The organism is Xanthomonas sp. WHRI 10204, from assembly GCF_040202875.1.
Classification (GTDB): domain Bacteria; phylum Pseudomonadota; class Gammaproteobacteria; order Xanthomonadales; family Xanthomonadaceae; genus Xanthomonas.
Map to the genome: position 1 here is coordinate 1,479,097 of NZ_JBEGDW010000001.1, position 14,219 is coordinate 1,493,315.

The following is a 14,219-nucleotide window of genomic DNA, read 5'->3' on the forward strand; positions in this document are numbered from 1 at the left end:
AATAGAAGGAGCGCTTCACCCTGGTGGCATGCAAAGCGTTGCCACCCAGCTCCCGATGGACACCCGCAGACAGGCGAAATTCCTGTACTGGATGGGATGGCGCGTGACCGAAATTGCGCAGGCCATCGGCGAGAACGAGAAGACTGTACACAGCTGGAAGTCGCGTGACGAGTGGGATCGCGCAGACAACGTTGAGCGCATCGGTGGCGCGCTCGAAGCGCGCCTAGTTGTGCTGATCATGAAGCCGGAAAAATCCGGCGGCGACTTCAAGGAAATCGATCTGCTGCATCGGCAGTTGGAGCGCCAGGCGCGCATCCAGCGCTACCAGGGCGGCGGCAACGAAGCCGACTTAAATCCGGCCGTTGCCAACCGCAATGCCGCGCCGAAGAAGAAGCCCAAGCGCAACGACTTCACCGAAGAACAGGTCGAGCAGCTGACCACCGCGTTCGTCGACGGCTGCTTCGACTATCAGCGCGATTGGTACCGCGCCGGCAACGAGCGCACGCGCATCATCCTCAAATCCCGCCAGATCGGTGCCACGTTCTACTTCGCACGCGAGGCGCTGATCGATGCACTCACCACGGGGCGCAATCAGATTTTCTTGAGCGCCTCCAAGGCGCAGGCGCATCTGTTCCGTGGCTATATGCAGCAGTTCGTGCGCGAGACGATCGACGAGACGCTCTCCGGCGGCGACAGCATCGTGTTCCCCAACGGCGCCGAGTTGTTCTTCCTGGGCACCAATGCGCGCACCGCGCAGGGCTACCACGGCAATTTCTACTTCGACGAGTTCTTCTGGACCTACGGATTCAACGAGTTGAACAAGGTCGCCAGCGGCATGGCGATGCACAAGAAGTGGCGCAAGACCTACTTCAGCACGCCATCGAGCATGGCGCATGAGGCCTACACATTCTGGACCGGCGAGCGCCGCAACAAGGGCAAGCCGGCCGCGCAGCGGATCCAGATCGATGTGTCGCACGACGCGCTGGCCGGTGGCCGTCGCTGCCAGGACCGCGCATGGCGGCAGATCGTCAACATCCTCGATGCCCAGCGTCGTGGCTGCGACCTGTTCGACATCGACGAGCTGCGCGAGGAATACAGCCCGGACGCCTTCGCCAACCTGTTGATGTGCGAGTTCGTCGACGACGGCGCCAGCATCTTCCCGCTAGCGATGCTGCAGCCGTGCATGGTCGACAGCTGGGTCGAGTGGGGCCAGGACTACAAACCGTTCGCCGCGCGCCCCTATGGCGATCGTGCAGTGTGGATCGGCTACGACCCGGCCGAAACCGGCGACACCGCCGGCCTGGTCGTGCTGGCGCCACCGCAGCAGCCGGGAGGCAAGTTCCGGCTGCTGGAGCGGATCCAGTTCCGAGGCATGGACTTCGCCAAGCAGGCCGCCGAAATCGAGCGCATCACGCGCCGCTACTGGGTGACCTATATCGGCATCGACACCACCGGTATGGGCAGTGGCGTGGCGCAGCTGGTGAAGCAGTTCTTCCCGAATCTGGTCACCTTCAGCTACTCACCCGAGGTCAAGACGCGCCTGGTGCTCAAGGCGTTTGACGTGATCCACAACGGCCGGTTGGAGTTCGACGCCGGCTGGACCGATGTCGCTCAGTCGTTGATGGCCATCCGCAAGACGATGACGGCCAGCGGGCGCCAATCCACCTTCACCGCCGGCCGCTCGGAAGAAACCGGGCACGCCGACCTGGCGTGGGCGCTCTTCCACGCGCTGCAGAACGAACCGCTGGAAGGGCGCACCGCGCGCAATTCCGGCTTCATGGAGATCTCTTGATGTTGACCGACCAGCTGCCCGCCACCGCGCCTGCAGCGCCCGCACGCGCCGAGGCCTTCACCTTTGGCGACCCGACACCAGTGCTCGATGGACGCGGCGTGCTGGACTATCTGGAGTGCTGGCAGAACGGGCGCTGGTACGAGCCGCCGGTGGCGCTGGATGGCCTGTCCAAGACCACGCGCAGCAATCCGTTCCTGCAGTCCGGGCTGATCTTCAAGCGCAACATGCTGGCGCGCACCTTCAAGCCGCACCGGCTGCTGACCCGCGAGGCCTTCGAGCAGCTGTCGCTGGACTGGATCACCTTGGGCAATGGCTACCTCGAACGTCGCCGTAACCGCCTGGGCAATGCGCTGTCGTTGGCCGCGCCGCTGTCGAAATACATGCGGCGCGGCGTCACCGAGGGCGAGTACTTCCAAGTGCGCACCTGGCACGACGAGCACGTGTTCGAGCCGGGCAGCGTGTTCCAGCTGCGCGAAGCCGATGTCGATCAGGAACTCTACGGTCTGCCCGAGTGGATGCCGGCGATGCAATCGGCGCTACTCAACGAGTCGGCCACGCTGTTCCGCCGCAAGTACTACAACAACGGCTCGCATGCCGGTTTCATCCTGTACCTGACTGACCCGCAGCAGAGTCAGGAAGACGTCGATGCGCTGCGCAACGCCATGAAGGGCGCCAAGGGGCCGGGCAACTTCCGCAATCTGTTCCTGTACTCACCAGGCGGCAACAAGGACGGCTTGAAGCTGATCCCGGTCAGCGAAGTGGCGGCCAAGGATGAGTTCAGCGGCATCAAGGGCATCACCCGCGACGACATGCTGGCCGCGCTACGCATCCCGCCGCAACTCATGGGCATCGTGCCGCAGAACGCAGGCGGCTTCGGGTCAATCCGTGAGGCCGCTGCTGTGTGGGCCGCCAACGAGCTCGAACCGCTGCAAGCGCGCATGTTGAAGATCAACGACTGGGTGGGCGATGAGGTCATCGCCTTCACCCCCTACGCGCCGCCAGCGGCCGCGTAATCCTTTCCCACCGCAAGACCACGTAATGCTCAAGAACCTCCGTTGTGGCGACTGCGCCCGCCTGCTTTGCAAGGCCGGCGCCTTCGATGAAATCCAGATCAAGTGCCCGCGCTGCGGCACGCTCAATCACCTGAAGGCCGAGAGCCTCACCTCCGATCGCCGCGAGCGAATCCAACAAGGCTCTCACCATGAAAAACCAGCTCCTGCAGGGCGACGCTCTGACCATTCTGCCCACGCTCGAAGCCAATTCGTTCGACGCGCTGATCACTGATCCGCCTTATGCGAGTGGTGGCCTGACCGCCGCCGCCCGGGCACGGCCGCCGTCGACCAAATACTGTCGGGATGGTGGACACGCTGACTTCGTTGGCGACGAACGCGACCAACGCTCGCACCTGAAATGGATGCACCTGTGGCTGTCCGAGTGCGCGCGTGTGCTCAAGGACGGCGCGCCGGTGCTGCTGTTCACCGACTGGCGGCAGCTGCCGCTGACCACCGACGCGCTGCAGATCGCCGGCTTCACCTGGCGCGGCATCACTGTTTGGGACAAGACCGAAGGCGTGCGGCCGCAGTTGGGCCGTTTCCGCAACCAGGCCGAATACATCGTGTGGGGCAGCAAGGGCAACATGCCGCTGGACCGCCGCGCCCCCGTGCTGCCGGGTGTGATTCGTGAGTCGGTACGCAAGGCCGACAAGCATCACCTGACTGGCAAGCCCACCGAATTGATGCGACAGCTAGTACGGATTTGCGAGTCAGGCGGACGCGTGCTCGATCCGTTTGCTGGCAGCGGAACCACGTTGGTGGCTGCGCAGTTGGAGGGCTTCGACGCTGTCGGCATCGAGATGACTGACTACTATGTACGGGTATCTGGCGAGCGCATTCGCGAGGGGTAAAGAAGGGAGGGCGCCTAAGCGCCCTTATGCTTCACATTCTGAAGGAGGCGTTTCGAGGGATTTGCTCTATCATCTCTCGGAACTGCCTTCGCACATCTTCGTTATCAGAGATGGACTCACAGAATTCAAGATAATCTACAAAAAGCTCTCTAGTCATGCCGAGCGCTATCTCAAGGCATTTGTCAGGGGGGGAGCCTTTCATCATTTGCTGGGCATTAATTTTCGCAAACTCGTCTCTGTGTACCTCAGGTGGATAGGTGAAAGATGCAATGCTCAATGCAAACGGAATCGACCCTGTTTCTAGTTGCGTATGGACTATGACAATCTGGAAACGATCAAAATCAATGCTCTGTATGCTCCCCCAGTCACATTCACCAGTAAATGATGCTCTTGGCGGGCCTACAAAGACGTTGAAAATTAAAAGCTTAGCATCGCGGTCAAAGTTGCCAAGTGAGATGGTTTCCACTGTGTCGTCGGATGCGACGTCGTAGGCTGGTCCTTTCAATTCTGTGGTTCGATGGCTGAACACGTGGGAAAATCCACTTTTTGTTTTTACCGCATCAGAGAGCGCTACGGATGTCCTCTTCTCACCGTTTGCGAGTGCGAGCGTATGTTTGAGGGTTACATTTTCCGTGCTTTTTTCAGATGGATGTAGCGAATAGCGGTCCTCGACAACTGCAATCGCTTCAGATCCAGTGCCTACCTGGCCGCCGGAATAAGCTCTAATATAAACATCACCCTTTGCCTCTTCCGTAAGAGTCATGACGTTGCGTGCGGTGCCCGCAACTTCGACTTGAATTCGGCATTTTTTTACAGCCATTTTCGGCAGTCCTTTAAGGTGATTGGCGAATTTTTAGCTTTGCAGTCGTCAGTGGAAGACGATTAAAAGGTGTTACTGCGTGTTGGATTGGCGCAAAGTAACCACTCGATACTGACTGCGATCGCCATATCGCGGCCCTTTCTTCTCCAGCTCTGCGCACAGCCTGTCCTTGCCGCAGGCAACGAGATTGGCGCGAGCAACACGATCCAAAAAAGTGATTTCCGCCCTGAGTTGGGCGGCTTCAGCGACAGCCGCTTTTGTGCTGTAGAGCGCGTAGCCGGCGACGACCACGCTGATGACACCCGCCACCAGTAGGGCAATCGATGCGATCCACATGCGCCGCGTTGTCGTTGTTTCCAGGGAACGCTGTGCGTGCGCGTAACGCTGGGTCGCCTGCTGGACCGTCTGCTCCGCAGTTACCAGCTTCTTGTTGAATCGCTCGGCCGCCGGTTCCAGCGTCTGCGTCAGCGCCTGATTGCTCAATTGCGTTAGGCGGGGCAGCGCATTTTCCACCAAGCCACTGACGCGCTGATCGGCGTGTTTGACAGCAATCTGCAGAAGCTGCAGCTGCTCCCGGACTAGATCTTCCAATGCGTGCTCTCGCTGCTGCAGCACCCCGATCACCGCCGCCAGGGCGTGGATCGATTCTTTCAGCGTGCGTTCCGACCCGTTGGCATCGGGTAGTGCGGAGGTGTTCTGCATGTTCATAGTGTTCTCTCGATGATTCAACTTGTTGCACGTGTTCCGGCTAGCCGCCGCCACCACCGCCGCCGCCTCCACCGCCTCCACCGCCGCCGCCATCTCCGCCACCACCACCGTCACCCTGTGGACCTTGCATCGCCGGTCCGTTGGCGAACTGCGGCAGTGTCATCACCATCACCGGGCCACGGCTGGTCTGCACCTCTGTCGAGACGTCCATGTTCAGTGCCTGGCGCGTGCTCGCCTGTTCCTGGGCTTCCTGCATCGCCTGGGCATCCAGAAATTCATGCCCCTGTTTGGCAAGGGCCTGGCTGTAGGGGCTGTTGGCGACCCGTTTCAAGGCCTGTTCGATCGCCAGTTCGTCCTTGCAGTCGATGGCGTACAGCAACTCGTCCACATCCGGATCGCCGGTGATGTTTTTACGCTGCGGCTGCGGCCGATCTTCCTGCTCGCCAGCGGCAATGGACTGTGGCGCGGTGTCTGCCGGCGGGGCGCGTGGTGGTCTCAGTCCAGAGGGGCCATCCGGATCGTACCCATCACGCAATTCCAACTCGGTAAACGGCCGCTCACCACGGTCCACGCGCGCCTGGCGCGCTTCTGCGACGCGGTTTTCTGTTTCGAGATCCTGTTCGAGCTGGATGCGCAGCTCACGCATGGAGCGCTCTATTTCCTCCCAGGAGTCCGGATCGGCGGGCACCGCGGCAGGACGGTCCTGCGCATCTGCCAGGGACGCAGAAAGCGGCTCGCGCGCACCGGCCGCGCCCTCGGGTGCGTCGGCGGAGCGGCCAGCGGTCGGCATGTCCAGCGATGGCCCTGTCGCTTGCGCGAGGTGTGCGAACAAGGGCAACGCTGCAGGATTATCTGGTGCTTCCGGTGCTTGAGCCTTTGGAGTGAGCACCTGTTGATCGTCGCGCTGTTCTGCGGCGATCGTGGTGGCGAGCGATGGCGCGGAAGGTGCGTTCGCCGCCTGGGCCAGGCGCGCGTCCGCCGGCTGTTCGGGCTGCTGTGCAGGTGCATCTTGCTGCGCATCTGAGGCTTGCGCCGTCATCGGCTGTTGGCCGCTGTGCAGGTCCGCAACCTGCTGCTGATCTGCCGGTGCTGTCTGCGCGATCGCCGCGCTCTGCGCTGTCTGCCGTTGGACTTCCTGCGGGCGCTCTTCTTGCGCTTGTTGGCTTTGCGTCCGCTGCTGCGCTACGTCGGATGCATGTGCTTGCGCAGGCTCTGCCAGCTGCTCCTGGGGCCGTTGGGCGACGTCATCCGGGGTAGACCGCTGCTCGGGCTGGCGTGGCGATGTGTCTTGCGCGTGGAGCGACGACTGCTCGCGCGAGACGGCTTCCTGTGCCGGCTCCTGCTCGCGTTGTGGAGCCGCTTGAGCGTGCAGCGGCTGTTGCTCGGCATGTTGCGCAGTCTGCGCGTGCAGGCGTTCTTGCTGGCTCTGCTGGGCATCCTGTGCCTCGCGTGTTTCCTGCTCGCGCTGCTGTGTTTCCTGGGCTTGCTGCTGCGCTTGTTCGCGCTGTTGGGTGTCGTGCGCCTGCTGCTGGACTTGTTCGCGTTGCTGCGCGTCATGTACCTGGCGTTCTTGCTGCTCCAGCTGTTGCGACTCTTGCTGGCGAAGCTCCTGCAATGCATGCGCCTGCAACGCCTGAGTGGCCTGCGTCCGGTCTTCGTGCGACACCTGCTCCTGCAGCGCGTGGGCGCGTGCCTGTGCCAACTGCTGATCTTGCGCCTGGCGGTCCTGCTGTTGCTGTTCATGACGCGCCTGCGCTGCGCTGGCCGCCTGGACCTGCGCGTGTCCGTCGAGTGCGTGCTGGTTGGAGGGGGACGATGCCGACGTATCCGCATCTGTCGCGCCATCGGAGGCGCGTGCGTTGGTGGTTAACGGCTGCCCCGGTGCGATTGGCGATTGCCGCGCCTGCACTTGCTGCAACGCCTGACGGATATCCTCGCTGCTGGTGACTGCCGCGATGCGCTCCACGCCATCGGCACCGCGTTGCAGATGCGCGATCGGGCTATCGGCGCCAAACGTGCCACTTGGGCCGCGCTGCAACTGCAGCGCGCTATCGCCGGTCAGTCCCTCGGTCTCGCGCGTGCGTTGCGTCGCCAGTTCGATCGCTTCGCGCCACTGCGGCTGCAATTCGGTGCCGACGATGCGATAGCGGTACAGCGTTTGCTCGCCCTGGACGTCTTGCGGCGACTGCCGGATGGCGGCAATCGCCTGCGCCTGCTCAGCCAGTGCCGGTTGCAGCAGTGCGCGCGTGGTCTCCAGCTCCAGTACGCGATTGCCATCGGGTGGCGCGCCGTTGCTGGTCCACTGCCCATCCATGTTGCGGTAATAGCGCTGGCCGTCGGAGGCGGTCAACGCATCCGGGTCGGGCAGCGCCTGTTGCACGGCCGGCGACATCGGCAACCCATCGGCCGCCCAGCCGCTGCGGTGGTGCGCCAGCTCGTAGCGTGCGGCGATGGCGCCGGGACTGTTGGCGATGTTGCGGGCGATGACGTCCTGCGCTTGCGCTTCCAGTTCGGCTTTGCGGTGCGGCAGGGCGGTCTCCTGCACGTAACTGCCGCGATCGTTGGGGCCAGACACATCGGTCTTGACCAGCCGATGCCACTGGCCGTCCGCTGCATCGCGTCGCCAGTCGGCGCTGCTTAGGCTGGGACGGTCAGTGGCATTGGCCGGCTGGCGATACGGATCCTGGGGAGTGGGCGCATCCTTCAAGGCCAACGCAGCAGCGGCGTTGGTGGCCTGGTAATTGAGTTCTCGGGCCTTTTGGTAACTGGCGACGATCGGTGTCGCGGTGGGGTTGTCCACCCCATCGTTGGTGGTGTCCGCCTTGCCATCACGCGCCCACGCGGTGCCGTTGAACGACCACTGGGTGCCCGCCCGATCGGTCTGGGTGTAGATGGCGCGGTTGTCGAGCAACGCGGCGGCCTTCTCGCCAGCCGTGGTCATGAAATACGCATCGGCTGCGATCAGCACCATCGGCCCTGCGCCGGAGCTACCCAGCGCGTAGGCAGCGGCAGTACCGCCGGCCCAGCCGCCGACGTTGCGGCCGGCAAAGTGCGCAAGCTCCGATTGTGCGGCGAGCGGGTTGTCCTGACCGAGTAAGCGTGTGGCGCGCTGGCCGGTCATCACCGTGTCGGCGGCGGTGGCGAGCAGGCCGGCGGTGCGCAGTGCCTGGCCTGCAGATAGATCACCGGCCAGTAGCTCTGCGGTGGCGAAGCCGCGTTGCGAGACTGGTGTGTACGGGGGATGCGGTGCGGCGCCTGCGCCTTGGCGAATGCTGCGTGCAGTACCGCCGATGGTTGTCGGCGTGTCATCCAATAGCTGCTGTACCACTGCCGCATTGGAATCGGACAGCGTTATTCGCCCGGCATTCTCTGCGTGCGCGATAGCCATGCGAAATTCCTCGCGGCCGGCGATCTCGCGGACGACGGCATCGCGTTCATTCGGGACAGCGACCAGATTTTGGCCCGTCGTGCGCGCGGCATCGATCACCTTTGCGATCCGTTGCTCGGAGTGCGTGATCGCGGCCCATTCGGATTCGACAGTGCCCATGGAGCGCAGCGTCTTCAGCTGATCGGCGTGGCCTGCAATATATTGCTTGCGGTCGGCCAGTATTCGGTAATTTTGCGCGTTAGCCTCTTGCTTGGTTAAATGATCTGGCGTCGTGGTGAATAAGTCGCGGTTAATCAGGCCTATCTTAAGCTCATCCTGCAGTTCGGCCACCTGGTGTGCAACTCTTTTAAGGGCGGCCGCGTCACCGTTTAATGCTGCCGCGCCATCCGCTGAGCTTCCCATGTCCTCCAGAATATCGCCAATCGCCCTCGTATAAGAACTCCGCGTGCGCCCCCTGTGTGGCGTTAACTCCATTTCATCAGCCAGCTTTCCATCAACTGGCAAATAGAGCCTGTTGGAGGGCGCGTCCTTGTTAACTAGGCCGTTCTTTGCAAGCTCTTTTAAAATGGGATCTTTGTCGAAAAGACCCTGTTCAATAACATGATGGCTTTGCAGAACTACTGGGGAGGGAGCTGGCATACTCAATAGTCCGCGGCATCAGTCAGCCAGACGCCAAGCGATTTGCGGGATTTTCCATAGCCATTTTTAACTAACTCATCTCTGAATGCGCGATCGCAAAATACTTTTGCTGCATACGGAGTTCGAAAGACATGTGCCGATCCGACTAGATCCTTATGGAAAGCGAGCTTGGCGCCACCTACCATGCTGTAGTGCTTTCCCTTAGGGTAGCCCTCAGTAAGTACTCGGACGGTTGATGACTCTAAGTCAATTGCATCGATTTCCCTGACCACCTCGCACAGGTAATGTGCCGGTGCCATTGAACCATCAAACAGGATGAAGTCGCATTCCGCAAATGCAAATGCACTTGAGTCAAATGCTTCAAATAATTTTTTTAAAGGTTCTGAGATCAACCAATAACTTCGAAAGCTGCAATCGAGATCATTCGGCATACGATTGGGGATGCCTTGTCGTAAGCGAGGTTTTTCTTTTAGATCTTTCAGTCCGGACTTATTGGGATCAAGACTTACATGTTCGGGTAGTGGAACGGACAGCTCGTTTTCGAGCACCACTCCATGGCCGGGCCCACCGCCGCGCATGTCGGGGCTGAGCACATAAAACTCTCCCTTTCGAGGCGCGTTGCTAGTTGCTAGATCGTGGTCATTCATGTTCATAAGCTCAATTGTCTCATCCACTCGGCTACTCCACGGACGCGATGCCAGTCCAAGACGTGCAGGTGGCAATGAGAGCCGCACTCACGCAGTCATGGCGGCCTCCGACAGTGTTTACGCCGACACTCGCCCTTAGTCAGGCCTAAGCCTCCAATCGTGCCTGCTTTCAGAGGCAGAAGCAGTAGGAAAACCCCGACGTCTGCGAATGGCGCTGTGCCCGGCGCGCGCAATCGTCGCCCCGCCACGCCTGCGGTCTTCGTGCATGGTTTTCGCTGCACCCCCGCAGGGTGGGCCTAGGCCGCGCTGCTGTTACCGATCCGTGTAACTCAAGGGGGCCTCTCTTCCCCGCAGATCCCTGCGCGCCTGGGGGGGTTACAGGGCCGCGCGGCTGCGTTCCGGGGTTAGGCCTCCCCGCGCATTTTGGCAGATGACCATCGGAACCAGGTAATCGGTAATCCGGGGCCTAAAACAACACCTAAGCGATTGATGCCAATGGGAACTTCTGGATTACCTTTTGGGGTGATTTAAGGTAATTGGGCTCCTATAGAAAAGTTATGTTATTGAAATTTAAGGGTATTTTTTGGGGATTCGATTACCTCCCCGAAAGGTAACCCCATTACCTCCCAATTACCCTTTAATTACCTTTGATATTTCTACATAAGTTATTGATAAATATAAAAATATATGCATTTCTAGGGGCTGATTACCTGAATTACCTCTTCCCGGTGGTCATCTGAAAAATTGAGATTGGGGCGCGCTAGAGTGGGTTGCCGCACCCACTCGCTAACTCGGGATCCGCCGTAATGTCACTGGCCCGCAATGCCCTGCAGACGCACCTCGATCTCGTCGACGCGGCCGGCGGGAACCACAGGCGGCAGGTAGACCAGGCGGTGGTCAAGCTTGAGCGCGGCCAGTTGGCCAACAAGTGCGATAGCCAGGAGCACGCCTTCTATAGGTGGGTGGTTGCCGCATGAGTGCGGTCGATGCCGGCGATGAGCCTGTGCTGCCGCCTGGCTTTCGCTGGGACACGCCTTGGCAGGGTGCGAAGGGGTTGCTGACGGCGCTTTTCTTCGAGGGTGAAGAGGTTGCCAGGTTGGTGCAGAGACTCACCGGCGAGTGGTACGTGCTGCTGGAGCGCCAGAGGCCGGCTCCAGCCGGCGAACCCTTCGCGCGTTTTGTCCAACGCGACTGCAGCAGCTTCGACCAGGGTCGACGGGGAACTGTCATGTGGGCCACGCGCCACGAGGCGCGGATCCGAGCTGAAGTGACTACCCGGACGCCGCGTGCCCGAGCCATCTAGTGTGAGGTCGGTGTCCACGAGGATCGGGAAAATTGGCTGGACGCCCAAGCGCGCACTAGGTCTCCGGCGCTAGCCGCCGGGAAAAATAAGCCATGCAAGTTGCTGATTCGTAAGCTCAGTAGCGCTAACTGTTAATCAGGGGGTCGTTGGTTCGAGTCCAACTTCGGGCGCCAAGATGTTGAGAAGGCCGCGACTTGTCGCGGCCTTCTCGTTTTTGAACCTCAGCGCGGCCGGCAGGGGGCAGGTGTCGTGTAGCGTACGGCGCGCGTTCTTCCCGCGTTGTTCACGATGACGTCGACTAGTTTGGTGGCGTTTCTGCAGACGCTAAGAGTGATGTTGCTGCCGCTGCTCCTGCCGCTTGGTAGGAAGCGCACAATAGGGCGGCCGAGTGTCGCAGTGACGTCGATGCCACTGTTCTCCTGGTAATGAGTGGCCCTCAGAATTGAAGCTGTATCTGCTGGTTGTCCTCGGCGATTCGGGTCCTTGAACAGGATCCAGCCTTGGCTCCAAATGCGATCACTCCGGCAAGTTGCCCCTTCCGCAGATGGGCACACACTTACAGGCGCCCGCTGCGTCACTGCCATGCTTCTAGCCATGGCAAGGTGTGATGTCAGTAGGTGGACGCGTGTTGTTGCCTGCTGCCACTCTAAAACATGCTGAAAGCTGGGCAAGCCGATGGTCGCCAGAATGCCGATGACCGCCATCACGATCAGCAACTGGGCTGCGGTGTACCCTTCCGCGCTCGAATGAGTTACTGCCCGCATCGCGCCTCTCCTTAGGTTCGAGCGAGCAGTCTCAACGTTGACCGGCGGCCAGGTAACGTCTGCTTCACTCATGCAGGCGTCAGACTTTTCCTGACACTGACCTCCGTTGTTTCGTGCAGCCTTCCCCCGAGATTCGCTCCATGACCGACCGTTTTGAGCTCGTATCCCCGTATTCCCCAGCCGGCGACCAGCCGGCGGCCATCGACAAGTTGGTGGCCAACTTCGAGGCTGGCCTGGCCAAGCAGACCCTGCTGGGGGTGACCGGTTCGGGCAAGACCTACACCATCGCCAATGTCGTGCAGCAGGTGCAAAAGCCCACCTTGGTGATGGCGCCGAACAAGACGTTGGCGGCGCAGCTGTATGGCGAGTTCAAGTCGTTCTTCCCGAACAATGCCGTCGAATACTTCGTCAGCTACTACGACTACTACCAGCCCGAAGCCTACGTGCCGTCGTCGGATACCTTCATCGAGAAGGACAGTTCGATCAACGAGCACATTGAGCAGATGCGTCTATCGGCGACGAAGACCTTGCTGTCGCGGCGCGATTCGCTGGTAGTTGCCACGGTATCGGCGATCTACGGCCTGGGCGCGCCGGAGGACTATCTGTCGCTGCGTCTGATCCTGTCGGTGGGCGAGCATATCGATCAGCGTCAGTTGATCCGCCATCTCACCGATCTGCAGTACACCCGCAACGAATTCGAACTCACGCGCGGCGCGTTCCGTGTGCGTGGCGAGGTGCTGGATGTGTTCCCCGCGGAGTCGGACACCGAAGCCTTGCGCATCGAATTGTTCGACGGCGACATCGAGCAGCTGACCTTGTTCGATCCGTTGACCGGCGAAACCCTGCGCAAGCTGCAGCGTTACACCGTGTATCCCAAGACCCATTACGCCACCACGCGCGAGCGCACGCTCAGTGCGGTCGACACGATCAAGGACGAACTGAAGGAGCGGCTGGAGCAGTTGTATTCGCAGAACAAATTGGTCGAAGCGCAGCGTCTGGCGCAGCGCACCCAGTTCGATCTGGAAATGATGGCCGAAGTGGGCTTCTGCAACGGCATCGAGAACTACTCGCGGCATCTCACCGGCAAGGCGCCAGGCGAGCCGCCGCCGACGCTATTCGACTACCTTCCACCGGATGCGCTACTGGTGATCGATGAGTCGCACGTGACCATTCCGCAGATCGGTGCGATGTACAAGGGCGACCGTTCGCGCAAGGAAACGTTGGTGGAGTTCGGCTTCCGCCTGCCGTCGGCGCTCGACAACCGGCCGTTACGCTTCGAAGAGTGGGAGGCGCGTTCGCCGCGCAGCATCTACGTGTCCGCGACGCCTGGTCCTTACGAGTTGCGCGAGTCTGCCGGCGAAATCACCGAGCTGGTGGTGCGTCCCACGGGGTTGATCGATCCGATCGTGGAGATACGCCCGGTCGGCACGCAGGTCGACGACCTGATGTCCGAAGTGCACGAGCGCATCAAGCTCGGCGATCGCGTGTTGGTCACAACGCTGACCAAGCGCATGGCTGAGAACCTGACCGAGTACCTGAGTGAGCACGGCATTCGCGTGCGCTATCTGCACTCGGACATCGATACGGTCGAGCGCGTGGAGATCATTCGCGATCTGCGTCTGGGCAAGTTCGATGTGCTGGTCGGCATCAATCTTCTGCGCGAAGGTCTGGATATGCCGGAAGTGTCATTGGTGGCGATTCTGGATGCGGACAAGGAAGGCTTCCTGCGGTCGACCGGCTCGTTGATCCAGACCATCGGTCGTGCCGCACGTAATCTGCGCGGCAAGGCAATTTTGTACGCCGACAAGATGACGCGCTCGATGAAGGCCGCTATCGACGAGACCGACCGTCGCCGCGAGAAACAAGTGGAGTACAACCTCGAACACGGCATCACGCCGAAGTCGGTGGCGCGCCCGATCTCCGACATCATGGAGGGCGCGCGCGAGGATGCGGCCGAAAAACGTGCCGGCAAGGGGCGGTCGAAGTCGCGCCAGGTTGCCGAAGAGACGCCCGACTATCGTGCGATGAAGCCTGCGGAAATTGCCGGCAAGCTCAAGAGCCTGGAGCAAAAGATGTATCAGCACGCCAAGGATCTGGAGTTCGAGGCAGCGGCGCAGATTCGCGACCAGATCCAGAAATTGAAGGCGGCAAGCCTGGGGTAGGGCGGAGTGGCACACGAAGCGCAGGGAGGGCTTGTGGTCGGCAAAACCCTGCGCTAGAATGCGCGCCCTGCACAGCGCAATGCTGACGCAGGA

The 14,219-nt window shown here is 60.9% G+C and carries 11 protein-coding genes; 6 read left to right on the forward strand and 5 right to left on the reverse strand.

Translation table 11 applies throughout. The annotated features are described in order from the left end of the window. Nucleotides 1-28: 28 nt before the first annotated feature. Genes ABQZ00_RS06535 through ABQZ00_RS06550 form a run of 4 tightly spaced genes read left to right on the forward strand, consistent with a single transcriptional unit; the run spans nucleotide 29 to nucleotide 3,695 of the window. Entirely contained in the window at nucleotides 29-1,792 is a 1,764-nt protein-coding gene (locus ABQZ00_RS06535; protein ID WP_323537295.1) for a terminase ATPase subunit family protein, read from the forward strand. After that, nucleotides 1,792-2,805, forward strand: a complete 1,014-nt coding sequence (locus ABQZ00_RS06540) for a phage portal protein (RefSeq protein WP_323537294.1) — start codon at nucleotides 1,792-1,794, stop codon at nucleotides 2,803-2,805. The genes ABQZ00_RS06535 and ABQZ00_RS06540 overlap by 1 nt, the downstream gene beginning before the upstream one ends. Nucleotides 2,806-2,830: 25 nt before the next feature. Continuing rightward, entirely contained in the window at nucleotides 2,831-3,076 is a 246-nt protein-coding gene (locus ABQZ00_RS06545) for a Com family DNA-binding transcriptional regulator (RefSeq protein ID WP_349775716.1), read from the forward strand. Further along, the gene (locus ABQZ00_RS06550) at nucleotides 2,994-3,695 is read left to right on the forward strand and encodes a DNA-methyltransferase (RefSeq protein ID WP_323537292.1); all 702 of its coding nucleotides are present in this window, start codon (nucleotides 2,994-2,996) and stop codon (nucleotides 3,693-3,695) included. Before ABQZ00_RS06545 ends, ABQZ00_RS06550 begins: the two co-directional genes overlap by 83 nt. 31 nt (nucleotides 3,696-3,726) lie before the next feature. Here the strand turns inward: ABQZ00_RS06550 and ABQZ00_RS06555 are convergent, their stop codons facing one another. The 4 genes from ABQZ00_RS06555 to ABQZ00_RS06575 form a co-directional block, all read right to left on the reverse strand. Further along, a complete protein-coding gene (locus tag ABQZ00_RS06555; RefSeq protein ID WP_323537291.1) occupies nucleotides 3,727-4,515 on the reverse strand; it encodes a hypothetical protein in 789 nt (262 codons plus the stop codon). A 72-nt stretch (nucleotides 4,516-4,587) separates the two neighbouring features. Then, a complete protein-coding gene (locus ABQZ00_RS06560) occupies nucleotides 4,588-5,316 on the reverse strand; it encodes a hypothetical protein (RefSeq protein ID WP_323537443.1) in 729 nt (242 codons plus the stop codon). After that, nucleotides 5,264-9,013: a hypothetical protein gene (locus ABQZ00_RS06565; RefSeq protein ID WP_503064245.1), complete on the reverse strand. Its 3,750-nt coding sequence runs from the start codon at nucleotides 9,011-9,013 to the stop codon at nucleotides 5,264-5,266. The genes ABQZ00_RS06560 and ABQZ00_RS06565 overlap by 53 nt, the downstream gene beginning before the upstream one ends. Nucleotides 9,014-9,252: 239 nt before the next feature. After that, a complete protein-coding gene (locus ABQZ00_RS06575) occupies nucleotides 9,253-9,897 on the reverse strand; it encodes an imm11 family protein (protein ID WP_323537290.1) in 645 nt (214 codons plus the stop codon). A gap of 806 nt (nucleotides 9,898-10,703) precedes the next feature. On the opposite strand from ABQZ00_RS06575, the gene ABQZ00_RS06580 reads away from it, so the two are divergent. After that, nucleotides 10,704-10,874: a hypothetical protein gene (locus ABQZ00_RS06580; RefSeq protein WP_323537289.1), complete on the forward strand. Its 171-nt coding sequence runs from the start codon at nucleotides 10,704-10,706 to the stop codon at nucleotides 10,872-10,874. A gap of 547 nt (nucleotides 10,875-11,421) precedes the next feature. Here ABQZ00_RS06580 and ABQZ00_RS06585 read toward each other — a convergent pair. Beyond that, nucleotides 11,422-12,036: a GspH/FimT family pseudopilin gene (locus tag ABQZ00_RS06585; RefSeq protein WP_349775717.1), complete on the reverse strand. Its 615-nt coding sequence runs from the start codon at nucleotides 12,034-12,036 to the stop codon at nucleotides 11,422-11,424. A 68-nt stretch (nucleotides 12,037-12,104) separates the two neighbouring features. Between ABQZ00_RS06585 and uvrB the strand changes: the two genes are divergently transcribed. Further along, complete coding sequence (gene uvrB, locus ABQZ00_RS06590) at nucleotides 12,105-14,126, forward strand: excinuclease ABC subunit UvrB (RefSeq protein WP_055850131.1); 2,022 nt, start codon at nucleotides 12,105-12,107, stop codon at nucleotides 14,124-14,126. Nucleotides 14,127-14,219: the final 93 nt, after the last annotated feature.

Coding starts and splice junctions, on each gene's coding strand:
- ABQZ00_RS06535 (WP_323537295.1), top strand. CDS start 29: ATGCAAAGCGTTGCCACCCAGCTCCCGATGGACACCCGCAGACAGGCG.
- ABQZ00_RS06540 (WP_323537294.1), top strand. CDS start 1,792: ATGTTGACCGACCAGCTGCCCGCCACCGCGCCTGCAGCGCCCGCACGC.
- ABQZ00_RS06545 (WP_349775716.1), top strand. CDS start 2,831: ATGCTCAAGAACCTCCGTTGTGGCGACTGCGCCCGCCTGCTTTGCAAG.
- ABQZ00_RS06550 (WP_323537292.1), top strand. CDS start 2,994: ATGAAAAACCAGCTCCTGCAGGGCGACGCTCTGACCATTCTGCCCACG.
- ABQZ00_RS06555 (WP_323537291.1), bottom strand. CDS start 4,515: ATGGCTGTAAAAAAATGCCGAATTCAAGTCGAAGTTGCGGGCACCGCA.
- ABQZ00_RS06560 (WP_323537443.1), bottom strand. CDS start 5,316: ATGGCGGCGGCGGTGGAGGCGGTGGAGGCGGCGGCGGTGGTGGCGGCG.
- ABQZ00_RS06565 (WP_503064245.1), bottom strand. CDS start 9,013: ATGGGAAGCTCAGCGGATGGCGCGGCAGCATTAAACGGTGACGCGGCC.
- ABQZ00_RS06575 (WP_323537290.1), bottom strand. CDS start 9,897: ATGAATGACCACGATCTAGCAACTAGCAACGCGCCTCGAAAGGGAGAG.
- ABQZ00_RS06580 (WP_323537289.1), top strand. CDS start 10,704: ATGTCACTGGCCCGCAATGCCCTGCAGACGCACCTCGATCTCGTCGAC.
- ABQZ00_RS06585 (WP_349775717.1), bottom strand. CDS start 12,036: ATGAGTGAAGCAGACGTTACCTGGCCGCCGGTCAACGTTGAGACTGCT.
- uvrB (WP_055850131.1), top strand. CDS start 12,105: ATGACCGACCGTTTTGAGCTCGTATCCCCGTATTCCCCAGCCGGCGAC.